21 protein-coding genes and 1 pseudogene are annotated in these 22,209 nt (G+C 69.5%); 14 read left to right on the top strand and 8 right to left on the bottom strand.

Going from position 1 to position 22,209, the window contains the following annotated elements; genetic code table 11:
• Positions 1-5 precede the first annotated feature (5 nt).
• Both ABZU43_RS29995 and ABZU43_RS29990 read right to left on the bottom strand, forming a co-directional pair.
• Complete coding sequence (locus ABZU43_RS29995; RefSeq protein ID WP_355009757.1) at positions 6-479, bottom strand: GNAT family N-acetyltransferase; 474 nt, start codon at positions 477-479, stop codon at positions 6-8.
• 10 nt (positions 480-489) lie between these two features.
• Entirely contained in the window at positions 490-1,092 is a 603-nt protein-coding gene (locus tag ABZU43_RS29990) for a TetR/AcrR family transcriptional regulator (protein WP_355009756.1), read from the bottom strand.
• Between the two features lie 157 nt (positions 1,093-1,249).
• On the opposite strand from ABZU43_RS29990, the gene ABZU43_RS29985 reads away from it, so the two are divergent.
• From ABZU43_RS29985 to ABZU43_RS29970, 4 genes are all read left to right on the top strand, one after another.
• Entirely contained in the window at positions 1,250-1,804 is a 555-nt protein-coding gene (locus ABZU43_RS29985) for a Uma2 family endonuclease (protein ID WP_355009755.1), read from the top strand.
• Positions 1,805-1,845: 41 nt separating this feature from the next.
• On the top strand, positions 1,846-2,640 hold the full coding sequence (locus ABZU43_RS29980; RefSeq protein ID WP_355009754.1) for a methyltransferase domain-containing protein: 795 nt from the start codon (positions 1,846-1,848) through the stop codon (positions 2,638-2,640).
• Between the two features lie 455 nt (positions 2,641-3,095).
• Positions 3,096-3,365 carry a hypothetical protein gene (locus ABZU43_RS29975; protein WP_124859437.1) on the top strand — a complete coding sequence of 90 codons (270 nt, stop codon included), beginning with the start codon at positions 3,096-3,098 and terminating at the stop codon, positions 3,363-3,365.
• Entirely contained in the window at positions 3,365-4,402 is a 1,038-nt protein-coding gene (locus ABZU43_RS29970) for a hypothetical protein (protein WP_355009753.1), read from the top strand. The genes ABZU43_RS29975 and ABZU43_RS29970 overlap by 1 nt, the downstream gene beginning before the upstream one ends.
• Before the next feature lie 47 nt (positions 4,403-4,449).
• Here ABZU43_RS29970 and ABZU43_RS29965 read toward each other — a convergent pair whose 3' ends face one another.
• Both ABZU43_RS29965 and ABZU43_RS29960 read right to left on the bottom strand, forming a co-directional pair.
• Entirely contained in the window at positions 4,450-4,980 is a 531-nt protein-coding gene (locus tag ABZU43_RS29965) for an SRPBCC family protein (RefSeq protein WP_355009752.1), read from the bottom strand.
• Positions 4,981-5,292, bottom strand: coding sequence for a metalloregulator ArsR/SmtB family transcription factor (locus ABZU43_RS29960; protein ID WP_355009751.1), 312 nt, complete (start codon positions 5,290-5,292; stop codon positions 4,981-4,983). It abuts the gene before it with no gap.
• 98 nt (positions 5,293-5,390) lie between these two features.
• Between ABZU43_RS29960 and ABZU43_RS29955 the strand changes: the two genes are divergently transcribed.
• On the top strand, positions 5,391-6,320 hold the full coding sequence (locus ABZU43_RS29955; protein ID WP_355009750.1) for an LLM class F420-dependent oxidoreductase: 930 nt from the start codon (positions 5,391-5,393) through the stop codon (positions 6,318-6,320).
• Between the two features lie 10 nt (positions 6,321-6,330).
• On the opposite strand, the gene ABZU43_RS29950 is transcribed toward ABZU43_RS29955, so the two are convergent.
• Positions 6,331-6,753, bottom strand: a complete 423-nt coding sequence (locus ABZU43_RS29950) for a hypothetical protein (RefSeq protein ID WP_355009749.1) — start codon at positions 6,751-6,753, stop codon at positions 6,331-6,333.
• 189 nt (positions 6,754-6,942) lie between these two features.
• Between ABZU43_RS29950 and ABZU43_RS29945 the strand changes: the two genes are divergently transcribed.
• The 3 genes from ABZU43_RS29945 (at position 6,943) to ABZU43_RS29935 (ending at position 9,949) form a co-directional block, all read left to right on the top strand.
• Positions 6,943-7,626, top strand: coding sequence for a hypothetical protein (locus ABZU43_RS29945; RefSeq protein ID WP_355009748.1), 684 nt, complete (start codon positions 6,943-6,945; stop codon positions 7,624-7,626).
• Complete coding sequence (locus ABZU43_RS29940) at positions 7,623-8,894, top strand: FAD-binding protein (RefSeq protein WP_355009747.1); 1,272 nt, start codon at positions 7,623-7,625, stop codon at positions 8,892-8,894. The genes ABZU43_RS29945 and ABZU43_RS29940 overlap by 4 nt, the downstream gene beginning before the upstream one ends.
• A 143-nt stretch (positions 8,895-9,037) precedes the next feature.
• Positions 9,038-9,949: an alpha/beta hydrolase gene (locus ABZU43_RS29935; protein ID WP_355009746.1), complete on the top strand. Its 912-nt coding sequence runs from the start codon at positions 9,038-9,040 to the stop codon at positions 9,947-9,949.
• Positions 9,950-10,031: 82 nt separating this feature from the next.
• Here ABZU43_RS29935 and ABZU43_RS29930 read toward each other — a convergent pair whose 3' ends face one another.
• The 3 genes from ABZU43_RS29930 to ABZU43_RS29920 are packed head-to-tail and all read right to left on the bottom strand — an operon-like array spanning position 10,032 to position 12,866.
• Positions 10,032-11,183: a site-2 protease family protein gene (locus ABZU43_RS29930; RefSeq protein ID WP_355009745.1), complete on the bottom strand. Its 1,152-nt coding sequence runs from the start codon at positions 11,181-11,183 to the stop codon at positions 10,032-10,034.
• Between the two features lie 7 nt (positions 11,184-11,190).
• Positions 11,191-12,516, bottom strand: a complete 1,326-nt coding sequence (locus ABZU43_RS29925; protein WP_355009744.1) for a 7-cyano-7-deazaguanine synthase — start codon at positions 12,514-12,516, stop codon at positions 11,191-11,193.
• On the bottom strand, positions 12,513-12,866 hold the full coding sequence (locus tag ABZU43_RS29920) for a hypothetical protein (RefSeq protein WP_355009743.1): 354 nt from the start codon (positions 12,864-12,866) through the stop codon (positions 12,513-12,515). The genes ABZU43_RS29925 and ABZU43_RS29920 overlap by 4 nt, the downstream gene beginning before the upstream one ends.
• Before the next feature lie 3 nt (positions 12,867-12,869).
• Here ABZU43_RS29920 and ABZU43_RS29915 point away from each other — a divergent pair, with 3 nt between their 5' ends.
• From ABZU43_RS29915 to ABZU43_RS29890, 6 genes and pseudogenes are all read left to right on the top strand, one after another.
• Complete coding sequence (locus tag ABZU43_RS29915) at positions 12,870-13,172, top strand: hypothetical protein (protein WP_355009742.1); 303 nt, start codon at positions 12,870-12,872, stop codon at positions 13,170-13,172.
• A 276-nt stretch (positions 13,173-13,448) separates the two neighbouring features.
• Entirely contained in the window at positions 13,449-17,576 is a 4,128-nt protein-coding gene (pglW, locus tag ABZU43_RS29910; protein WP_355009741.1) for a BREX system serine/threonine kinase PglW, read from the top strand.
• Positions 17,577-17,639: 63 nt separating this feature from the next.
• Complete coding sequence (locus tag ABZU43_RS29905; protein ID WP_355009740.1) at positions 17,640-18,896, top strand: DUF3696 domain-containing protein; 1,257 nt, start codon at positions 17,640-17,642, stop codon at positions 18,894-18,896.
• A complete protein-coding gene (locus ABZU43_RS29900) occupies positions 18,886-19,731 on the top strand; it encodes a hypothetical protein (RefSeq protein ID WP_355009739.1) in 846 nt (281 codons plus the stop codon). Before ABZU43_RS29905 ends, ABZU43_RS29900 begins: the two co-directional genes overlap by 11 nt.
• Positions 19,732-19,744: 13 nt before the next feature.
• On the top strand, positions 19,745-21,475 hold the full coding sequence (locus ABZU43_RS29895) for a DUF262 domain-containing protein (protein WP_355009738.1): 1,731 nt from the start codon (positions 19,745-19,747) through the stop codon (positions 21,473-21,475).
• A 34-nt stretch (positions 21,476-21,509) separates the two neighbouring features.
• Positions 21,510-22,209 (top strand): annotated as a pseudogene (locus tag ABZU43_RS29890) (SAM-dependent methyltransferase); the annotation flags it as partial.

The raw sequence follows: 22,209 nt of genomic DNA, 5'->3' as shown, positions 1-22,209 counted from the left end.
CAACGTTACATTGACACTGTCGGAGTCTGGGCGGCGATCGTCCTGGGGGCGCGAACCATGAACACGTCCACCGCATCCTCGGTGTCGAGGGTGAAACCGTGCCGCTCGTACAGGCTCCGGGCCGGGCTGCCCCGCAGCACGTTCAGCCGGACCGGCGTGCCGGCGCTGTCGCACCGGCGCAGCAACTCGCGCAGCACTGCCGTGCCGATGCCACTGCCCTGTAGCCGCGGAGCCAGGTAGAAGTGCTCCAGCCAGTGGGCGTCCGCGGCGGGCCGCAGCGCCACGCAGCCGGCGAACGCGCCGTCCACCTCGACGACCCAGGTGTACGCCGGTGCGAAACCGTCCCGCAGGCGCTGCCGCACCCGCTGTTCGTCGTACCGCCCGAGCCGCTCCAGATCGGCCCGCAGTACCACCGCCCGCAACTCGGCCACCGCCTCGACGTCCGCCGCCGAGGCCGGCCGAAGCTCCCAGTCCGCCATGATCAATAAGCTAGCGCGGCCCGGTGACCTCGTGTTGGCGCAGCCCCGCGACGAGGAGTTCGACCATGCGACGCGCGTCATAGCGGGGTTCGCCGGCGCCGATGCAGAGATTGCCGACACCGCGCAGCAGCTCGAAGGCCGTCACGTCGGGGCGGATCTCGCCAGCCGCGGCCGCGGCGTCGAGCAGTTGGGCGCACACCGGCAGGAGCCGGTCCAGGAAGTAGGCGTGCAGCGCCTCGAAGGCCGCGTTGTCGGACTGTAGCGCCTCGGCGAGGCCGTGCTTGGTGACCAGGAAGTCGACGAAGATATTGATCCACTGGGTGAGGGCGGCGTGCGGTGTGTCGCTCTCCGCCAGCAGCGTCGGCCCGGCCTCCGCGCACGCCTCGACCTGGTGTCGGTAGACGGCGACGATGAGGTCGGCGCGGGTCGGGAAGTGGCGGTAGATGGTGCCGACGCCGACGCCGGCCCGGGTGGCGATGTCGCGTACGGGCACGTCCACGCCCGAGGTGACGAAGGCCGAGGCGGCGGCGGCCAGCAGTGTCGCCTCGTTGCGCCGGGCGTCGGCCCGCTTCCGCGGGGTCGGCCTCCCTGGTTCGCCGTCGATGTCGACCAACGCGCCCTACCTCCTATTTGGCAAACGGAACAGTCCGTTAGCGGAACGGGGTTCCACTTGACCAGGATGCCAGATCGGGTGGGCCAGTCGCCACCGCCGCGGACACCGCGCCTTCGGGTGCGGTGCTCGGCACCGCTGGTCACCTAGGCTGAGACCCATGAGCGCTGAGGCTGTCGGCATGGACATGCCCGCCGTCGTGACGCTCGCAGACGTGGCGGCGATGAACGCCGCCGATCCGAACGGTCACCGCTACGAGACCAGCCCCGAGGGGTTCCTGTCGGTCATGCTGCCGCCCGATTCGGAACACGCCATGATCGCCAGCCGCCTCTTCGCCTGGCTGATCGTGGCCGGGTGGCCTGCCGAGCAGGTGCTTCAGGCGGTCGGTGTGCGCATCTCCGGACCGGACGGTGACGGTGGCCGCATCCCCGACGTGAGCGTCTGGCGTAAGCCGCCGTCCCGCAGCGTCTGGGCCACTGTCGCCGACGTCGTACTCGTCGTGGAGATCGTCTCGCCGGGCTCGGAGGCGATGGACTCCGTGACCAAGGTCCGCGAGTACGCGTCGGCGGGGATCCCGCAGTACTGGGTCGTCGATCGGGACGGCGCGCAGACGGTCACCCTCCACCGGCTGAGCAGGGACGGCAGCTACGAGACGCGGGCACGGATGCCACTGGCCTGGCTGCTCCAGACCGCCCCCGCCGACCACCTCGACTGAACGCCAGCATCGACGGCCCTGACCTGTCGTATCTTTTCGGGATGGTGCAGCCGGTGTGGGCGAACGGTGACGCGTACGAGGCGTACGTGGGTCGGTGGAGCCGCCTGGTCGCTGTGGAATTCCTGCGCGGGTTGGCCGTTGCGCCGGGGCGGCACTGGCTCGACGTGGGCAGCGGCACCGGAGCACTGACCTCGACGATCCTCACCCACAACGACCCCGCCGAGATAACCGGCATCGACCCGTCGGAGGGCTTCGTCGCTGTCGCGCGTACCCAGGTCACCGACCCCCGAGCGGCCTTCCAGGTTGGTGACGCCCAAGCGCTGCCGCTGCCCGATCGCGTCGCGGACGTGGTGGTCAGCGGATTGACGCTCAATTTCGTGCCGGAGCCCGCGCGGGCGGTGGCGGAGTTCGCCCGGGTGGTCCGGCCGGCCGGGGTGGTGGCCGCCTACGTCTGGGACTACGCCGATCAGATGGCGATGATGCGGCACTTCTGGGCCGCCGCCGCACAGCTCGACGGGGCCTCGGCGAAGCTGGACGAGGGGAACCGCACCACCGTGTGCCAGCCCGACGCGCTCCGCACGCTGTGGGAGCGGGCCGGGTTGCGGGACGTGTCGGTCTGGCCGGTCGACGTACCGACGACCTTTACCAACTTCGCCGACTACTGGACGCCGTTCCTCGGCGGCCAGGGGTCGGCGCCGGGGTACGTCGCGACGTTGGCCGAATCCGACCGGGCCGCGCTGCGGGAGTCGCTGGCCACGCGGCTGCCGGTCGAGCCGGACGGGTCGATCCGGCTCACCGCGCGGGCGTGGGCCGTGCGCGGGACGCCGCCCGAGTAACCCGTCGCGCCGAGCCCTTCCCGAGCCTTCCGGGCTCTTGTCGCAATTCGGACAAGACGGTAAAGCCCCTGGTAGAGCACCCTTGGGGCAGGTGGAGGTAGACGGGTGGCGGGCCACATCCCGATCCTCCGGCCCGGTGGGGACAACATCGTCCGCACCGGTGCCGCCCTCACCCAGCCCGGCCTCGAAGCCGTGGCGGTCACGGCACAGCTGCCGTGCCGATCGCGCGTACGACAGGCCGTGGCTGTCACCGACACCCCTGCGGGCGCCCGCAGCGGTGCCTCCGCCCATCGGGACAAGGACGTCAGCACCATCGGCAGTCAGGCAGCGCCGTCCGTCGGTCGTGCCCACCGTCCCCGTGCCCCGCCGGCCTTTCGCACTGTGGACCCCGCCGGGGTCCGGCGTCGCTCGACCGCGCGCCGAGGCCCCGGCGACCGAGCAAGAAAGGGCCCGACATGGCCGCTCCCACTGCAACCGCAGCCCTGAACGCATCCGTCTTCGCGCCGGGTGACCAGATGCTGCTGACCGTCACCTACTCAGACGCCGACACCAAACCGCTGACCGTCACCATCGTGGTCACCGACGCGCAGGGCAACAGCAGCGCGCCGGTCAAGGTCACGGCGGTCATCGACCCGCTCACGGTCACCGTCACCGACAACTCCGGACGTACCTGGACCCGGGTCTCCGACAACGGCTCCGTGGCCGTGTATCGGTCGGTGGCGTGATGCCCCGGGTCACCGTCCAGGTCCGCGATGCCGCTGGCAACACCGCGACGGCAGCCGCCGACTACAGCCTGAGCCAACCCGTGCTCGGCGGCTACTACCTCTCTGGGGGCGCCGACCCGACCGCCGACATGGCCGGCGGCAACTTCCGGTCGCTCACCCAGTACCGCAGCTTCGCCGACGGCTTCATCTTCCCCGGCTACAACCGGCCCTGGCTGGTCAATCTTGGTAAGGCCGGTGTGCAGATGAACATGGTCCTGGAGTTGAAGAGTTACGGCGCCCCGAACTACGGGCCGCAGAGCTTCACTGTGGACGGCGTCAGCTACACGGTGCCAGCCCCGTCGATGACCATCCAGCAGCGACCCGGCACCACCTGGCCGAGGGCGTACGGGTACAACCAGGTGATCAAGGGGCAGTGCGACGGGTTGTTCGCCCGCGCCCTGTCGCAGTACCGGGCGCTGGGTTTCGGGGTCAACATCCAGCTCGCCTCGGAACTGGACACAGATCACGAGTTCGGCACCACCGAGGACGGGAAGGCGTACACCTGGGCCGAGTCGGACGCTCGCGCGGTGCAGGCGATCAACTACATCCTGACGTGGTTCAGGGCGCGGACCCTGCCCACCGGGACGACCTTCTCGGTGGGGTTGGGCGGCTTCGACCGGGAATGCTTCCAGCGCACCCACCCGGAGTCGCTGATGTCCCGCCTCGACTACCTCCAGTGGAACGCGTACGGCACCAACGCCAGCCACACCGCGCTGGCCCGGTTTCGTCGCACCAAGGACTGGGCGGTGGCGGATCTCGGCCCGGTGGCGCTGTCCCGACCCGTGATCATCGCGGAGTGGGGCGTCAGGGTCGCCGAGATTCCGAACCAGGCCGCCTGGATCGCCACAGTCCCGCCGGCGATCGCCCAGCTCAACGCCGAGCGCGGGCCACGGATCGTGCGCACCAACTACTTCAACTCCGGGTGGGGCACCCTGGTGCCGAAGGCGGCCGGGTTGGCCGCGCTCCGCGAGGCGTACGCCAAGCGGCCGTACGTCTGACCGGGTTCCGGCGGCTCCGGGCTCCGGGGCCGCCGGAACTGCACCGGTCAGCCCGCACCGAGCCGTTCGGCGTACGCGTCGCGCAGCTCGGGCCAGCCGAAGTCCTTGGCCTCCGCGCCGCGGATCGGGCCGACCGGGTCGCCGTCGAGCAACCGGTCGGCCACGTCGAGGCAGAGGTGCCAGCCGGCCGCGACCATCGGCAGCATGCCCCGCTCGGCGACGGTGTGCCGCAGGGTGAGCCGGGTGCCGCTGCCCAGCGGGCTCAGCTCCCAGCGCAGCAGGTCGTCGCCCCAGGTGTACTCCAGCAGGTGCGGCGGCTCGGCCCGGCGTACCGTCGCCGGGTCCTCCTGGGTGGTCTCGCCGTCGACGAGGGTGAGCACGGCGGCGCCGGCGTTGCCGAGATCGCGGTCGGCGAGGAACGGCGCCCACTGCGCGAGCTGGGCCGGGTCGGTCAGTGCCGCCCAGACGGTGGCTGGCGGATGCCGCAGGTCGCGGACGAAGACGAGGGTCGCGTGAGCGTCGTTTCGCTCGGCGCGCACGTCGGCGGGTGGGCTCGGGCGGAACGCGTCGCGGTCCATTCACTGCTCCTGACTGTCGAGGTGCCGTTCCAGGGCGTCCAGGTGTCGGGCCCAGAGCCGCCGGTACGGGTCGAGCCAGCCGTCGACGACCCGCAGCGGGCCGGGGTCGAGGCGGTAGATCCGCTGTCGGGCGGCCGTCCGGCAGGTGACGAAGCCGGCGTCGCGAAGCACCCGCAGGTGTTTGGAGACGGCTGGCTGGCTGACCCCGAGCCCATCGACCAGCTCGCCGACGCTGCGTTCGGCGTCGCGGAGCTGATCGAGGATCCGGCGCCTGGTGGGCTCGGCGAGGACGGTGAAGGCGTCGGTGGACACCTCCCCAATATGCCTCCTCCGTCATATGACTGTCAAAGCATATGACCACGGTCGCCGTCCCGACGCGCCACCGCCGATCGGCTCCCTATGCTCGGATCATGGAACTTCGGATCTTCACCGAGCCCCAGCAGGGTGCCAGCTACGACCAGTTGCTCGCCGTCGCCCGCTGCGCCGAGGACGCCGGCTACGGGGCGTTCTTCCGGTCCGACCACTACCTGAAGATGGGTGACGTGAGCGGCGAGCCCGGCCCCACCGACGCGTGGACCACGCTCGCCGGCCTGGCCCGGGAGACCAGCCGCATCCGGCTCGGCACGCTCATGACCGCTGCCACCTTCCGACTGCCCGGCCCGCTGGCGATCACGGTGGCGCAGGTCGACCAGATGAGCGGCGGCCGGGTGGAGCTGGGCATCGGCACCGGCTGGTACGCCGAGGAGCACAGCGCGTACGGCCTCGCGTTCCCGCCGCTGGGCGAGCGGTTCGACCGGCTGGAGGAGCAGCTCGCCGTCATCACCGGGCTCTGGGCCACGCCGCCGGGGGAGCGGTTCGACCACGACGGCCGGTACTACCCGGTCCGGAACTCGCCGGCACTGCCCAAGCCCGTGCAGCAGCCCCGTCCTCCGATCCTGCTCGGCGGTACGGGCCCGAAGCGCACCCCTCGGCTGGCCGCCCGCTACGCGGACGAGTTCAACCTGCCGTTCGCCTCGGTGCCGGACACCGCGGCGCAGTTCGACCGGGTACGCGCGGCCTGCGTCGAGATCGGCCGGGACCCGGCCGAGATGGTCTGGTCCAACGCCCTGGTGCTCTGCTGCGGGCGCGACGACGCCGAGGTGGCCCGCCGCGCTGCCGCCATCGGTCGCGATCCGGACGAGCTGCGGGCCAACGGTCTGGCCGGCACGCCCGCCGAGGTGCTGGACACCATCGGCCGGTACGCGGAGATCGGCAGCGAGCGGCTCTACCTCCAGGTGCTTGACCTCAGCGACCTGGAGCACCTGGAGCTGGTCGCCGGCGAGGTGATGGCGAAGCTCTGACTCGGCCCGGTCAGGCCCGGTGGAAGCTTGTCCCGACCGCGTTCGGGTCACTTAGCACGGTGTCCAGCCGCCCGTCGCGGTCACTGTCCACGTAGGTGATGTCCGGGATCCCGTCACCGTCCACGTCGATCTGGACGATGTCGGCGACGCCGTCCCCGTCGAGGTCGGTGACCACCTCCACCGAGCCGTCCAGGTGACGCGTCACGATCGACTGTGCGCCGGGGGCGCGCGGCGGCGGGCCGGGTGCCGGCACCGGCGTCGGGGCGGGCGCGGGCGTCGGTGTGGGCCGAGGACCGGGCGTCGGCGACGGGTGGCTCGATGACCCGCCGGCCGGCGGCGCGCTGGCCTGCTCGACCTCGGTGCCGGTCGGGTCCAGCTCCTCCTCGGAGGGGAAGACGTCGCCTCGTGCGGCCGGATCACGGTAGCTGCTCATGGGCGTAGGGTTCCCCGACGACGACGAGAACAACCGTGCCCGATCGACCGGTGTCCCTGGTGCCCGGTCTGGCGGAAGATGTCGGGACCGACGCCACGGTCATGAAACGGGGGTCCGAGCGTGGAACTGCGCCGGAATCGGGGGGCCCGTGCGCTCGCCTTGGTGTGCGTACTCGGTGGAGTGCTTCTGTTGGTCTATCCCAGCGACGGCGCCCTGCTACGGACGATCATCGCGGTGGGGGCGATCGCGCTCGGCGCGGTCGCGCTGGTCAGCGCGATGCGGCCGTTCCGGTTCGGGATCCACTCGGAAGGGCTCAGCATCCGGCGTCCCGGCCTGCGCCGGGAGATTCGGTGGGACGAGGTCGACACGCTGGTCCTCGACGAGCCGCCCCGACGCGACGGCTACGCGAGACCGCCGCGACTGTTGCTGGTTCCTGTGCAGGGTGTGCCCCGTGAGCTGGTGACGGCGCGCCACCCGTCCGACGGTCGCCCGGCCATCGAGTTGCTCGTTCTCGACCAGGTCCGTGAGCAGCCGGAGCAGGTGTCGGCCGCGTTGACCCGCTATGCCGGCGACCGGTTCGTCGACCTGCTGGCGGTGCGCCGCGCCGCCTTCGAGGCGCCGGAGCTCATGATCGGTCTGCGTGGCTACCAGATGGACCGGGTCGACCGGTTGATCCGACGCGGCCAGGACGCGCTGATGTCCGGGGACACGTCAGCCCGGCAGGCGGCCCGAGGGGAGATCGAACGCGCCACCAGGGCCGGTCTGCCGATCGCCCAGCGTGGCTACAACACGTCCGAGACGGATACCGTTCTGGGTGCCCTCGTCGCCGCGTTGGCCGACCAGCAGAGCACCGATCGGGAGACCGCCACATGACCGCGCAGGGACCGCACACCGCGTCGAACACTGACGTTCCGCGCCGCAACTGGGCCGGCAACGTGCGGTACGCCGCCAAGGCGTTCCACCGCCCCACCTCCGTCGACGAGCTGCGCGGGCTCGTCGCCGGCAGCAGCCGGATCCGGGCGGTGGGCAGCGGGCACTCCTTCAACCGTCTCGGCGACACCGACGGTGACCTGGTCAGCCTCGCCGGGCTGCCCCCGGTCGTCGAGGTGGACCACGAGCGCGGGCAGGTCACGGTGAGCGGCGCGATGCGCTACGGCGACGTCGCCCGACAGCTGCACACCCAGGGGTACGCGCTGGAAAACCTCGCCTCGCTGCCGCACATCTCGGTGGCCGGCGCGGTGGCCACCGCCACCCACGGCTCCGGTCAGACCCACGGCAACCTGGCCAGCGCGGTCGCCGGCCTCGAACTGGTCACCGCCGACGGCGACCTGCTCCGTGTCGACCGCGACACCGACACGTTCGCCGGCATGGTGGTCGGGCTCGGCGCGCTCGGCCTGGTCACCCGCGTCACTCTGGACGTCGTGCCGACCTTCGCGCTGCGCCAGTACGTACGCCTCGACCTGGACCGGACGGCGTTGGACGAGGCGCTCGGCTCGGCGTACAGCGTGAGTGTCTTCACCGACTTCCGGACTTCCCGGCTGCGTGAGGTGTGGCGCAAGCAGGTGGCCGACGAGCCGTCACCCCCGGTTGACTGGCTGGGCACCACGGCGGCCGACCAGCCTCGGCACCCGGTGCTCGGGATGCCGGCGGAGAACTGCACCCCGCAGCTCGGCGAGCCGGGCCCGTGGCACGAACGGCTGCCGCACTTCAAGCTCGGCTTCACCCCGAGCAGCGGCGACGAGTTGCAGTCCGAGTACCACGTCGCGCGCACGGCGGCGGCGGACGCGCTCGCCGCCCTGGACGACGTGGCGGACCTGATCGCCCCGGTGCTGCTGGTGTCCGAGCTGCGGACGGTGGCGGCCGACGAGCTGTGGCTCAGCCCGAACTACCGGCGCGACAGCTTCGTGCTGCACTTCACCTGGGTCGACGACACCGCGGCGGTGCTGCCCGTGGTGGCCGCCGTGGAGGAGCGGCTGGCGCCCTTCGCGCCCCGCCCGCACTGGGGCAAGGTCTTCGTCACCGACCCGGCCGAGCTGTCCGCCCGCTACCCGCGCTACGACGACTTCGCCGCGCTCCTGGCCGACCTGGACCCGAAGGGCACGTTCCGCACCGAGGCCATGGACCGCTACTTCCCCCGGTGATTCAGCGCGTGTCATAGCGCGGCGGCATGGGGCGGCTGGGATTGGTGGGGTGCGAGACCCCGAGCGGACACTGACGTCTGTCGATGAGTCTCATCGTCCGGTCCCCGTCCCGGGGCCGTCGGCTCCACCCCTCGGAGCGAGACATGCAGCCCGTACCCGCCATCATCCCCGAACCAGTCGCCCCTCGCCCCCGCCGCGCTCTGCGCTGGGCGCTCGCCCTCGCCGTGCTCGGCGCCGGACTGGGCGCAGCGGCGCCGGCCGCCCACGCCGCCGCCAGCCCCTACGAGCGCGGCCCGGCCCCCACCGTGGCCAGCATCGAGGCCAGCCGGGGCGCGTTCGCCATCGCCCAGAGCACCGTCGCCGCCTCCAGCGTCAGCGGTTTCCGGGGCGGGACGATCTACTACCCGACCAGCACCGCCGAGGGCACCTTCGGCGCGGTTGCGATCTCACCCGGCTACACCGCCACCCAGTCCAGCGTGGCCTGGCTGGGGCCACGCCTCGCCTCGCAGGGCTTCGTGGTGATCACGATCGACACGTTGTCCCGCTACGACCAGCCGGCCAGCCGGGGCACGCAACTGCTCGCAGCCCTGGACTACCTCACCAACACCAGCGGCGTACGTACCCGGATCGACCGCAACCGGCTCGCCGTGATGGGGCACTCGATGGGCGGCGGCGGCAGCCTCTCGGCGGCGAACTCACGACCGCAGTTGCAGGCCGCGATCCCGCTGACCGGCTGGCACACCGTCAAGAACTGGTCCGGCGTACGAGTGCCGACGCTGGTCGTCGGCGCGGAGAACGACTCGGTGGCGCCGGTCTCGTCGCACTCGGAGCCCTTCTACACCAGCCTGCCGTCCACGCTGGACAAGGCGTACCTGGAACTCAACAACGCCAGCCACTCCGCGCCCACCTCGACGAACGTGACGGTCGCCAAGTACAGCATCTCCTGGCTGAAGCGCTTCGTGGACGACGACACCCGCTACGACCAGTTCCTCTGCCCCGCACCCGCGCCCTCCTCAACCATCCAGGAGTACCGCAACACCTGCCCCCACTCCTAACCCCAAGCCCCTCTTCCCTTGCCTTCGTTGATCATGAAGTTATTGCCACTCGGCGCGGCGTGTCGGCGCAATAACTTCATGATCAACGGGGTGGGGTGCGGGAGGGCGTGGGGGTGCGGAGGGTGCTGCGTTGGACGGCGCGGCTGATGTCGCTGGGGGAGACTATGCCGGTCAGGTGGCCGTCTTCGGTCACCACGAGGGCGCGGCCGTCGGCGCACTCGGAGAGCCGGGGGAGCAGGTCGTTGAGCTGTTCACCGGGCTGGGCCAGCACCAGATCGTCGGCCCGGCAGGCCACCTCGGCCAGCGTGGTCGACGCCCGCCGCTCCGGCGGTACGCCCCGCACCCGATCGACGGTGACCAGCCCGGTCGGCCGGCCGTCCTCGGTCAGCGGCAGCGCCGAATGCCGGTACGCGAAAAGGTAGTGGTCGACGAAGTCCGCGACAGTCATCTGCGCCGAGGCCGTCTGCGGCTGCGGGGTCATCACGTCGCCCACCCGGATCCCGCGCAGCGCGGTGCCGGTGCGGGCCTGCCGCTCCTCCATGCCGGCCGCCCCGATCAGGAACCAGCCGATCAGCGCCAGCCAGAGCCCACCGAAACCGACACCGGACAGGAACTGCCACAACCCCAGGCCGATCAGCAGCACACCCAGCACCCAGCCGGCCCGGGCGGCGACCACCGACGCCCGGGTCCGGTCGCCGGTGGCCTTCCAGACCGCGGCGCGCAGCAACCGGCCACCGTCCAGGGGCGCGGCCGGCAACACGTTGAAGACGGCCAGCAGCACGTTGATCCCCGCCAGCCAGGCCACCGCCCCGAACAGCAGGCCGCCCTGCCCGGCCAGCGCGAGCAACGCCGCGATGGCACCGAAGAACGCCCCGATCAGCAGGCTGACCAGCGGGCCGACGCCTGCGATGCGTAACTCCGCGCCCGGGTCACGCGGCTCGCCCCGCAACTCGGCCACGCCGCCGAACAGCCACAGCGTGATGCCGTCGACCTCCAGCCCGTTGCGTTTGGCCACCACCGCGTGCGACACCTCGTGGGCGAGCAGGCCGACGAAGAAGACCACCGCCGCGGCCAGGCCGGCGAGGGTGTACGCCACGGGCGAGCGGTCCGGGTACGAACGGGGGAACTGGTTCGCCGCCAACCCCCACGCGATCAGCGCGAAGATGACCAGCACGCTCCAGTTGACACCGACCGGCACTCCTGCGACCCGGCCAAGCCGGAAACTGGCCCTCATCCCGGGCTCATACCCCTACTTGGCCTGCCCATGCCAGTCGACGAGGCGGCGTCTCGGTGGGTGTGATCGGTTGGCCGTGCCGAGCGAACATCTGCCCAAGTTCCGTCCGACCGCGCTCCACCACCTCGAGTAGGGGACCAGGGTCGACGGTGTCCGGCAGCGGAGTGTCGGTGGTCAGGTCTCGAACGGAGATGGGGCCGCACAACCACCGGTGCAGCGCCCGCCGATCCACGGCAGCCTTCTCCCGGTCGCCCAGCATCCAGACATCCGTCTTGTACGGGGTGCTGTCGGTTCCCAGTGCGGTCAGCAGGCCAGAATGGCGTACCAGACAGGGGTAACAGGTCCCGCAGTGGTAGTGCTCGGCACCCGGTCGGTCCCGTGGTGGGCGCCCACAGCTGATGGTGGCATGGGTGAGGGTCGCCGGGGTCAGACCGGCGTTCAATGCCTGCTGGCAGACCTCTCCCTTGGTGAGGTGCAGGTACGGGTTGACGACGGTCACCCCGCCGCCGAGAGCGTCGATCAACGAGTTGAGCAGGTGCAGTGTCCCGGGATGTACGGATTTCGTGGAGCAGGCGGCTACCCGGGCCGGTGTGAGCGGGGGATTGACGGCGAGCTGCCCGTTCTCCGGCACGATCACCTGTGGCACTCCGTGGGCGGCGGCGAGGTAGATGGCGGTGGCGAGATAAAGCAGTCCGCGGGTGCGCGCAGATTTCTCCAGCTTCCTGGTGAGACGGACCTGCTGCGACGCCTTGAGTTGCTCGATGTCGCGGCAGGCCGAGCTCTCGATCGCGCTGAGAGTCTGGTCCTGCTGGCTGCCCCACTGGGGTTCGAAATAGGAGACGAGCAGGAGGGGGCCGGCCGAGGCCTTGGCCCGCTCTGCCGCCCACGCGGTGGAATCAAGCCCACCGGAGAACAGGGCCACCTCTCCTACCTCGGAATAAGTGGTCCGTCCCTGCTGGGGCCACCGCTGCCCGCCGGCCCGGACGTTGATCGTCCATTGATCCGCGCTTAACGTCTCCGAGAGGTGGGACAGCAGCCGCAACGTTGGTGGGCTCCAGACGGAGGGGTTGACCACCTCCACGGACAGGTTGATCCTTCGGGTCCAGCCGTCGACCGCGCACTCGCGCAGCGACAGCTTGTCGGCCAGGTATACGGCTCGGGCGATCTGCAGCAGGTCCTGGGCCCAGTCCGGCCGGTCCTGGGGCACCTCGGTCAATGTCTGCAACCGCTGGTCGGCGTGCTCAAGCAGTGGCCAGCCGATGGTCTCGCGCTTCCTATCGGTGGACACTCGAACCCGGGTCACGTAGTCATACGCGAAGCTCGCCCGGCTCACGCCGCCAACTCCAGTTCGCTGTCGCCGAGCCCGAGGGCCTGAGTCACCGTGGTGGTCAGCAGATCCTTGGCGACGTCGGCGAGCCGTGGTGGCTCCGGCCCACGTTTGACCGCCTCAGCGCAGGGGTTGGGCAGCACCTTGACGACCTGATCGGCAACGAAGCCAGCCACCACGTCGGTCGGGTCGAGGATCACCAGTGCCGGTACGGCGATCTTGATGTTCTCCGCGATGAGAATGTGTACGAACTCGCCGACCACCTCACCGAAGAACGCCCGATACAACGCGCAGAACAGTTCGCCGGTGACCCGTGTTGGACGGCCGGGATCGCCGAGCGGTTCGTCCTGCGTCACGAGGTGTTCCGCGACGCGTCGAGCGGCCCGGCGGACGGCAGCGTCCACGATGAGTTGGCCATCGCCCGCGACCTGCCCGACGAACCGCCGGACGAACTCGTCGGCGTCATCCTGCGCGGCCAAGTCCCCCACCGGTGGGAGATCCGCTCGCCCGAGGCCATCGAGCAGCTCGATCAGCCGTCCGCCGGCCTGCTCCGTCGCCGCACGGATGCCGAACGCCTCCGGATCTGCGTTCAGGGCGTCTCGCAACGCTCGCTGGTACTGGGCCGCAATCGCCTCGGCGCGTTGTTGGTCATGTCCGAGTAGTTGATCAGGCCGGCTGGTGGCGCCCGGCGTCCAGTTGCCCAGCCGGCCCTTGGCAGCGGTCCAGCTGCCGTTCTTCGGACCTGGTAGACGGGTCGAGGTGCCCATGGCGACCTCCCGGAGGGGTTGGGAAGGACGTCGAGCGAAGTCTATTGATACCCAGCGTATTTGACCAGATGCACAACGTACGCGAGCGGTGGTCTCCGCTGATCAAGCGGCGAAACGGTAAAGTGCGCAGCCTGAGCCGGAACATGACGGCCGGGGCGGAAGGGTCGGCGCATGCGGGAGGATTCACCGCGCTGGGAGCAGATCAACTCCAGCTCGTACATCTGGGAGCAGGACGGTCTGCGCGAGTTGGCCGGCTACCTGCCCGACGCCGACCCGTACCACGTCTGGACGAACGTCGAGTTCGTGGGCGCCGACGGCTCGATCAACGAGGTCGACGCCCTGGTGTTGACCCCGAGCGGGCTGTACGTGCTGGAGCTGAAGCACTGGCAGGGGGAGATCCGCGGTGACGGCACCCAGTGGCTGCGCCGGGCGCCGAATTCGCGACTGATCCCCGAGGACAACCCGTACATCCTGGCCAACCGGAAGGCCAAGCGGCTGGCCAGCCTGATCCGCTACTACGCCAAGCAACATGGGCGGCAGCGTGAGACGCCCTATGTCGGGGCGGCGGTCTTCATGCACGCGAAGGCGATGCGGGCCGACCTGGACGCGATCGGCAGTCAGCACATCTACGGGCTGGAGGGGCACGACTCCGGCCTGCCCTGTCTGAAGAAGCTGCTGCTCGCCCTGCCGCGAAACCCGGACCATCTGGTGGACGAGGCGCGCGGCCGGGACATCGTCGAGCTGGTGCGCGGTGCGAAGATCCGCCCGTCGGTGGCGGACCGCAAGGTCGGTCAACTGCTGCTGCATCCGAAGCCGTTCGCCGAGGGTCTCGGCTGGCAGGACTTCCTCGCCGGGCATGCGCTGGACACCTCGCTGGTGCGTCGAGTGCGGTTCTACCTGACCAGCCGGGCCGCCGAGCATGAGGTTCCGGCGATCCGCAGGGCGGCCGAGCGGGAGTTCCGCCTGCTGCAGGGCATCCACCATCCCGGGGTGGCGCGGGCGCACGACCTGGTTGAGCATTCGTGGGGCCCGGCGGTCATCTTCGACCACCAAGAGGAGTGGGTACGCCTCGACCAGTGGCTGCTGCGACGGGGCGACGCGTTGACCCTGGCCCAGCGGTTGCAGCTGGTACAGGATCTCGCCGAGATCATCGACTACGCGCACTCCCGCCGGCTGGCCCACCGGGCGCTCTCGCCCCGGGCGATCTACGTCGGTAACCCGGACGGGCCGCGCCCGACGCTGGTGGTCACCGACTGGCAGACCGGCGGCCGGTTGGCCGGCACGACCCAGCTCACCCGGCTCGGCCCGTCGAGCGACCCAGCCAGCCTGGAGCTTTTCTTCGACGACGAGGTCCGCCGCTACCAGGCGCCGGAGGCCGAGAATGCCACCCGGCTGCCGGGTCACCAGCTCGACGTGTTCTCCCTCGGCGCGCTGGCGTACCGGATCTTCGCCGGGGCGGTGCCGGCCGCCACGCCGGAGGAGCTCGTCAACGCGGTTCGCGACAGTGGCCTGCACCTCGATGCTGCGGTCGACGGCATGCCGCACACGCTGGTCACCCTGGTCTACGATGCGACCCGGGGCGATCCGGCGCAACGGCTGCCCAGCGTCTCCCGATTCCACAAGGACCTGGAAAAGGTCTGGGAGGAACTAACCGCGCCTGAGCCCGAGCCGGTCGCCGACCCGCTCTCGGCCCACCGGGGTGACGTGCTCGACGGCGCCCTGGAGGTGAAGGACCGGCTCGGCTCCGGTGCCACCGCCGTCGCCTTCTTGGTCACTCGCGACGGGGAGTCGCGTGACCTGGTGCTGAAAGTCGCCCGCGACGAGCAGCACGAGGAACGGCTGACGGCGGAGGCGCGTACCCTCGCGCGGTTGAAGCACCCCCAGGTGGCCGCGCTGGTCGACGGCCCGGTGCGGGTCGGCGGCCGGACCGCGCTGCTGATGGAGAGCGCCGGTACGCGGACCCTCGCCGAGGAACTGCGCGGCGGCCGGCTGGCGCTGGACCTGCTGGAGCGGTACGGCCGGGACCTGCTCGACATCGTCAACTACCTGGACGGGCAGGGCGTCTGGCACCGTGACCTGAAGCCGGCCAACCTCGCGGCCCGACCCCGGCCGAAGGACAAGCAGCCGCACCTGTGCGTCTTCGACTTCTCGCTCTCGTCCGCCCCCGCCGACCAGCTCGGCGCGGGCACCGTCGGCTACCTCGATCCGTTCCTCGGTCCGCCGCGCCGGCTGCGCTACGACGCGGCGGCCGAGCGGTTCGCGGCGGCAGTCGTGCTCTACGAGATGGCGACGGGCGTGCTGCCCCGGTGGGGTGACAACGCCAACCCGGCCGTGGTCAGCGACGAGGTGGCCCTTGACCCGGCGGTGTTCGACCCGGCGGTCGCCGACCGGTTGTTGGAGTTCTTCGGCCGGGCGTTGGCGAGGGACGCGGCGGCGCGGTTCGACACGGTCGACGAGATGACCGACGCCTGGCGGGCCATCTTCCAGCAGATCCCGCAGCCTGCGGTGACCCCGGTCGGCCCGCTGCCGGCGGCGGTGGGGTTGACTCGCGAGTCGCCGCTGGAGGTCACCGAGCTGACCGCCCGGGCCCGCTCCGCGCTGCAACGGCTCGGCCTGCACACCGTCGGCGAGCTGCTGGACGTCGAGCTGTCGGCGCTCACCCGGGCCAAGGGAGTGCCGGACGCTACCCGCAAGGAGATCATCGCCCAGGCACGGGCCCTGCGCGCCGTGCTGCCGGGCGGAAGCGAGTCGGCCGCCGTTGACGAGCAGCCGCTGGCGCAGGGCGTGGAGGCACTCTGCGCGACCCTGCTTCCCGCCTCGACCTCCCGCAACCACCGGACGCTGGCCGTGCTGCTCGGGCAGACGCCCACTGGCGATGGTGAGTTCCTGTGCTGGCCGGCGCAGAGCGAGGCGGCCCGGGCCACCGGCCGGAGCCAGCCACAGATCTCCAAGCTGCTTGCTGCCCAGGCCAGGAACTGGCTGGGCGAGCCGGCACTGGAGGCGGTGCGCAACGAGATCGTGGCACTGCTCGACTCCCGCGGCGCGGTGATGTCCGCCGAGGAGTTGGCCCAGGCACTGATTGCCGCCCGTGGCTCCTACACGCCCGAGCCGAAGCGGTTGCCACAGGCGATCGGGCTGGTGCGCGCCGCCGTCGAGGCCGAGCTCAGCACCGGCGGGGATGCCAGGGTGGCCATCCACCGGTTCCGCACCTCCGGCACGGTCCTGGTCGGCCGGGAACCGGACGATCCGGCGTCCGACGTCACCGCCGCCGACTTCCTGGGGTACGTGGTGGAGCTGGGCGGCCGGGCCGTCGAGCTGGCCGGCGCCGATCCGCTGCCGACCCGGCAACGTGCCGTCGAGGAGCTGCGCCGGCTGCCAGTGCCGGCGGGGATGCCGGCCGTGGCCGACCTGCGGCTGTTGCAGCTCGCGGCGGCCGCCCGCAGCGATCGGGTCGACGTCAACGCGCAGGGGCAGCTCTACCCGGTGGGGATGCCGGCGGAGCGGGCGCTGCGGTTGTCGGTGGGCAGCCTGATCGGGCAGCGGCTCAGCGAGGACCAGATCCGCGACCGGGTGCAAAGCCGCTTCCCCCGCGCGGAGCGGCTGCCGAAGCGGCCCGCGCTGAACGAGATGCTCGCCGCAGCCGAGATACCGCTGACCTGGCACCCGCACGACCGGGTGTACGGGCCGGCGACTACGACGGCGTCGGTAACCGGCACCCGACTGGCCACCACCCACGCGCCCCTGCTCGGGCTCACCGCCGCCGACGAGGTGGGAGACAAGCTCACCTCCGCCATCGACCGGCGGGCCTTCCTCGCGGTGCTGGCGCCGCTGCGCCGGCTCGGGCCGGCCCGGCGGGCGCTGCTGGGCCGGCTGCCGCTGACCGAGGTGGACGTCACGGCGATCCTGCTGGACCGGCTGCGTGCGCTGGGCTTCCCGTGGGAGGCGATCGTGGCGGCCGACAACGGCTCGGCGCTGGACGCGGACTTCCGCAGCCTGGTGGACCTGGTCCGGCACCAGGTGGTGCCGGCGGTCAGCGCGGCGATCGCCGCCGCCGAGGGGCCGGTGCTGCTCACCGAGGCGGCACCACTGGCCCGGTACGGGCAGCTCGGGCTGCTCCAGGAGATGGCCGACCCGACCCGGCCCCGGCCGGCTGCCCGGCTGCTGCTGGTGCCGGCGCGGCGACCCGAGCCGGCGGTGCTGGACGGGGTGCAGTTGCCGCTGACCTCACCGGCCAGCCAGTCGCTGTGGCTCGCCAACGACTGGATCGAAGGAACCTTCGAGGCAGCGCGTACGTCCTGACTGTCGTATTGCTGACATGCTGCGGGTCGGCGGTTACTACTGTGGACTGCTACAAATCTTTGAATGCCCCTCAGCAAGATCGTGCTTGAGAACTACCGCTGCTTCCGGGACCGGCAGGAGATCGAGCTGGCCCCGGTGACAGTGGTGCTCGGCAAGAACAACTCGGGCAAGAGTGTGTTGACTCGGGCGCCGATGGTGATCGCGACGGGCTTCGGGACGACGACTACCGCGCCGCTCGACTTGGACCGACTCGAACCACAGCCGGTGGACGGCTTCCCAGATTTGATCTTCGAGCAGAGCCCGCACGGCAAGTTTTTCCTGGGCTTTGATGTGGATGGGCCGAGACCCTTCCAGATGGCCGCGACGATCCAGCATGTGGCCGAGAACCGCACCGCATTCGTCTCGGACCTGACGTTGCGTGCTTCGGACGCTGACGTCGTACTTGCCTGGCAGCCGGCCTTCCACGTCGGTGACGGTCCGTACTCGTATGAAATCCGCAGTTCTGACCGAGCTTCTGCCATACGTCCCGTGGCATTCCAAGGTTTGTGCCCGCAGGCTGATGGCGTCCCGGAACTTCGTGACCTACGGGGGATGGACCTTTCGCTCGGACCGATCCGCTATCTCAGCGCCTACCGAGATCGACCAGAGCGGCAGCACAGACTTCCGCTTGGGACGCCACAGAGGATCGGACAGCAGGGGCAGGGGACGCTGGGCATCCTTGCTCACGATCAGGAACGTGGTGGAGGCGACTTGCTCGGGATGGTCAATGAGCGCCTGCAGCTCATCGTGCCGGGCTGGCGTCTGGAAGAGATCGAAGCTGGCCCTCTCTGGTCCACGGTCCTGACTAGGCGAGGCAGCAGGGTGCGTGTCAACCTGGCCGACGCTGGCTCCGGCCTGGCTCAAATGCTGCCAATCCTCGTGCAGTGTGCGCTGGACGAGCAACGCGGTCGGAACGTAGCCGCACCGTTGCAAATCATCGAGGAGCCGGAGATGCACCTACACCCCGCGGCACACGCCGAACTGGGAGACCTCTATCTGCGGACCGCGCAGGCTACCGGTACCCGATTCCTCATAGAGACCCACAGCGAGACCTTGCTGCTACGGCTCCGGCGCCGAATCGCTCAGGAGGACGTGCCCCCGAAGACTGTCGCGGTCTATGTGGTGGAGCAGCACGACGGCGCTTCGAACGTCAGGCGGGTGCGCATCGACGACCTGGGCAATCTCGATGAGAGCTGGCCCGAGGGTTACTTCTCCCAGGACTACAGAGAAGTTCGGGCACTTGCGGCGGCGCAGGTGAAGCGGAGCCGGCATGCGTCTTGACATTGAGCCGGAGGTCTTTGCATCAGCGGATCCGGTAGCCACCATCGATTTGATCATCCTCACGCTCGACGGACGACATGAGTGGCAGCCTTCGTTGCCGGTCGCGTCGGCTGCCGTGCAGTTCGTCGCCCGCCAGGTGCCCGCTCTGTCCGAGTACATGCAGAAGGTGTTGGTGGAGGCTGCCAACCCGGCGACACCGGCGGCCGCGGCGGCGAAAGTTCGAGCAGGTGACCTCCGCGCCGTGCTGGCCGATCTGAGTAAGCCAGCGGTGCTGGTTGTGGAGAACCGGATCGGTGATGGCGGGTTTGTACGGGCGGTCGCGGCGGCGCTACGGGACCAGAGGATCGTCGATGCTCTGCAGGGCGACAATGACTGGCTACGGTTGAGTAACGGCGGAGGCTGCGGCCAGATGCCTGACCTCGCTGCTGAGGAGTGCCGGGCCTTCAGCATGCTGGTGCGAGTCGCTGTGCTGTTTGACAGCGACCGTGTGGAGCCCGACGAACCGAGCCCTCATCATGACAAGGTTGCCAAGTGTCGCGAGGCTGGGGTCCGTGAGGTGCACCTACTCACTTGGCGGATGATGGAAAACTACGTCCCCTTTCCGGTGTGGGAACGACATTTCCCCGCCCGCATCAACCAGATCGAAGAGCTACGCACCCGAATCCCGAGGCAGCGGGGCTACCAGAACCTCAAGGACGAATTCGGCAGGCGCAACATGCCTAAGCGGATGTTCCCGGACGATCTGCCGTTGACCGAGGAGGACTTCGCGGAGCTGGGCCCAGGGGTTGTGACGGAGCTGCGGGAGTTGCTCGCGATGATCCACCGGATTCTGTAGGACACTGACCCACATGCGCAGCGACCAGAACGAGATACGACCAGATCCCACGGTCGTGCTCGTCGACGACCTGCTCACCGACATTGGTCGAGGGCGGGTTCGAGTGCCGGCCTTCCAACGCCCGTTCGTCTGGCGGCCCGGCCAGATGCTGGAACTCTTCGACAGCATTGAGCGTGGGTATCCCATCGGCAGTCTGCTGGTATGGCAGACGGACGAGGAGGTGCGGTCGCTGGATCACATCGGTGGCATGCCGATCCCCCCGCCTGCTGCAGGCAGTTCTATCTCCTACATCCTCGACGGGCACCAGCGTGTGTCCACCTTGTTCGGGGTGCTGCGGCACGGCCTCTCTTGGAGGGTCGATCAGGCGGAGCAGGACTGGATCTGGCGTGTCTACCGCGACTTGCGCCATGACCCGCTGGTGCCGGAACGCTATCGCCACTACCGACCGGAGGGTCATCCGCCAAGCCACTTGCTGCCGCTGGCTGCGGTGATGCGGACGATGGACTTTCTGGGACATTTCCGACGCATCGAGCTTCAGGCGAAAGATCCTCGGCAGGTTGAAGAATTGATCCGGGAAGCCGAGGCGGTGGCGCAGCGGATCAAGAGCTATAAGTTGACCCTGGTACGTCTCCAAGGCGCCAGTTTGGACCAAGCAGTCAACGTGTACTCCCGACTTAACCGCACCGGCACACGGATGGACCCGGATCAGATGGTGTCGGCGTTGACCTACAAGCATGCCCGGGCTTCATTAGCCGATCGCATCGATGATATTGTTACGTCGATCGCCGAGACAGGATTCGGCGAGCTACCGCGTATCGCTGTCTTCAGGGCAATGCTGGCCGTGGCCGGTGAAACTGACATCCTGTCTCCTCGGTGGGACGTGGTAGCGCGCGATCTTCAAAACCGGCTGCACAACGCCATCCCCGATACTGAGCGGGCCGTTGGGCTGGCTGTGCGTTTCCTTCAGACGGAGATTGGCGTACCGCTTGCCAGGCTTCTGCCCTACTCGCACCAGCTCGTTTTGCTTGCGACGTTCTTCCATCACAGGCCGGAGCCGACGACCGCCCAAGTCGATACGCTCCGAACCTGGTTCTGGGTGACGTCTTGGACCAGCGCCTTCGGCGGTGCGACGTCGACGTTGCTGCGGCGGGCGCTGCAGGACGTGCGGGGCTACGCCCTAGGCTCGGGTGTTCTTCCCATCAGCGACGTCGGTGTTCAGCCCATGCCTGAGGCGTTCAACCTCAACAGCGCACGTACCAAGGCGTATGTGATTTGGGAGCTGCTGGAGTTTCCCCGCCGGCTGGATGTCATGGGACAGCCCTTCGATGTGGTGAAGGTCTTGGCGTCTGGTGAGTCTCAGAGCTACCGCCAAGTTGCTCCAGGCGACAAGCGGCCGGCGAACCGGCTTGTGATGCCGACTAGGCCCGACGTGCGGCTGATGGACGCCTTGAAGAACCTCGACCTGTCTGCGGGTCAGCTAAGGGCCGATACTCCGCGCGATCCCTGGTCAGATCTGCTCGAGCGAGCAGCCTCAGGGGGTAGAAGAATCTCTCCGCCAGAGCGGGTGCTGACGAGTCACGGCATCCCGTTGAAGGCGTGGCGGCGGCTTTGCGAGGGCAACAAGACCGTGTTCGTCGATGATCGTACGGATTTTCTGAAGCAGCGGCTCCGAGAGTTCGCGGCCGAGATTGGGGTCAGGCTCGGTGACAACCTTGAAGGCGTGGCTGACGACGACTCGGAGTAGTGGCGTTCGGGAAGTTCGGCCGTAGAATCTGGCGGTGATCGAGCTGAAGGCATTGCAAGCGCAGGTCAAGAGCCTGGTGGATGATCTGCGTGGGCAGGTTGCGGAGGCATCAGGTCTGCGGGCGGAACTGCGCCAGGAGTACGCCCAGGCCAAGGCCGCCGAGCGGATCGGCGCGAGCTTCGAAACCTGGCTCGACGACGTGCTCGACCAGGCGGCGGTCGCTTGGGTGCTCGGCTGCGTCTTCGTCCGGTTCTGCGAGGACAACGAGCTGGTCGACGGGCTGTGGATCGGCGGCGCCGACCCGGCCGCGCCGGCCGAGCGGGCGATGCAGCACCGGCAGGCGTACCTGATTGCCAACCCCCGGCACAACGACCGGCACTGGCTGCGGGAGGCGTTCGGCTACCTGCGCGGCCTCAAGGCCACCGGCAAGATCTTCGACCAGCACAACCCGGCGTGGCGGTTCGACATCTCCGGCCCGGCGGCCGAGGAGCTGAGTGACTTCTTCCGCCGGGGAGCCGGCTCCGTCTCGCTAAGGGACCCGAAGCTGGACACTCGGGATCTCGGTGACCTTTATGAGCACCTGTCTATGCACGCCAAGAAGACGTACGCGCTGTTGCAGACTCCGAGGTTTGTGGAGAGGTTCATCCTCGATCGGACCTTCGAGCCGGCGGTCCGGGAGTTTGGTCTCGCCGCGACCAGCGTCATCGACCCGACCTGCGGGTCGGGCCACTTCC

This window comes from Micromonospora sp. NPDC005205, assembly GCF_040608275.1.
GTDB lineage: Bacteria > Actinomycetota > Actinomycetes > Mycobacteriales > Micromonosporaceae > Micromonospora.
The sequence above is the reverse complement of the archived record's forward strand: the minus strand, read 5'-3'. Positions and strand labels throughout refer to the sequence as shown.

Excerpts from the sequence above, each read along its gene's own strand:
- ABZU43_RS29995 (WP_355009757.1), bottom strand. The coding sequence starts at position 479 with ATGGCGGACTGGGAGCTTCGGCCGGCCTCGGCGGCGGACGTCGAGGCG.
- ABZU43_RS29985 (WP_355009755.1), top strand. The coding sequence starts at position 1,250 with ATGAGCGCTGAGGCTGTCGGCATGGACATGCCCGCCGTCGTGACGCTC.
- ABZU43_RS29980 (WP_355009754.1), top strand. The coding sequence starts at position 1,846 with ATGGTGCAGCCGGTGTGGGCGAACGGTGACGCGTACGAGGCGTACGTG.
- ABZU43_RS29975 (WP_124859437.1), top strand. The coding sequence starts at position 3,096 with ATGGCCGCTCCCACTGCAACCGCAGCCCTGAACGCATCCGTCTTCGCG.
- ABZU43_RS29970 (WP_355009753.1), top strand. The coding sequence starts at position 3,365 with ATGCCCCGGGTCACCGTCCAGGTCCGCGATGCCGCTGGCAACACCGCG.
- ABZU43_RS29965 (WP_355009752.1), bottom strand. The coding sequence starts at position 4,980 with ATGGACCGCGACGCGTTCCGCCCGAGCCCACCCGCCGACGTGCGCGCC.
- ABZU43_RS29955 (WP_355009750.1), top strand. The coding sequence starts at position 5,391 with ATGGAACTTCGGATCTTCACCGAGCCCCAGCAGGGTGCCAGCTACGAC.
- ABZU43_RS29950 (WP_355009749.1), bottom strand. The coding sequence starts at position 6,753 with ATGAGCAGCTACCGTGATCCGGCCGCACGAGGCGACGTCTTCCCCTCC.
- ABZU43_RS29940 (WP_355009747.1), top strand. The coding sequence starts at position 7,623 with ATGACCGCGCAGGGACCGCACACCGCGTCGAACACTGACGTTCCGCGC.
- ABZU43_RS29935 (WP_355009746.1), top strand. The coding sequence starts at position 9,038 with ATGCAGCCCGTACCCGCCATCATCCCCGAACCAGTCGCCCCTCGCCCC.
- ABZU43_RS29930 (WP_355009745.1), bottom strand. The coding sequence starts at position 11,183 with ATGAGGGCCAGTTTCCGGCTTGGCCGGGTCGCAGGAGTGCCGGTCGGT.
- pglW (WP_355009741.1), top strand. The coding sequence starts at position 13,449 with ATGCGGGAGGATTCACCGCGCTGGGAGCAGATCAACTCCAGCTCGTAC.
- ABZU43_RS29905 (WP_355009740.1), top strand. The coding sequence starts at position 17,640 with ATGCCCCTCAGCAAGATCGTGCTTGAGAACTACCGCTGCTTCCGGGAC.
- ABZU43_RS29900 (WP_355009739.1), top strand. The coding sequence starts at position 18,886 with ATGCGTCTTGACATTGAGCCGGAGGTCTTTGCATCAGCGGATCCGGTA.
- ABZU43_RS29895 (WP_355009738.1), top strand. The coding sequence starts at position 19,745 with ATGCGCAGCGACCAGAACGAGATACGACCAGATCCCACGGTCGTGCTC.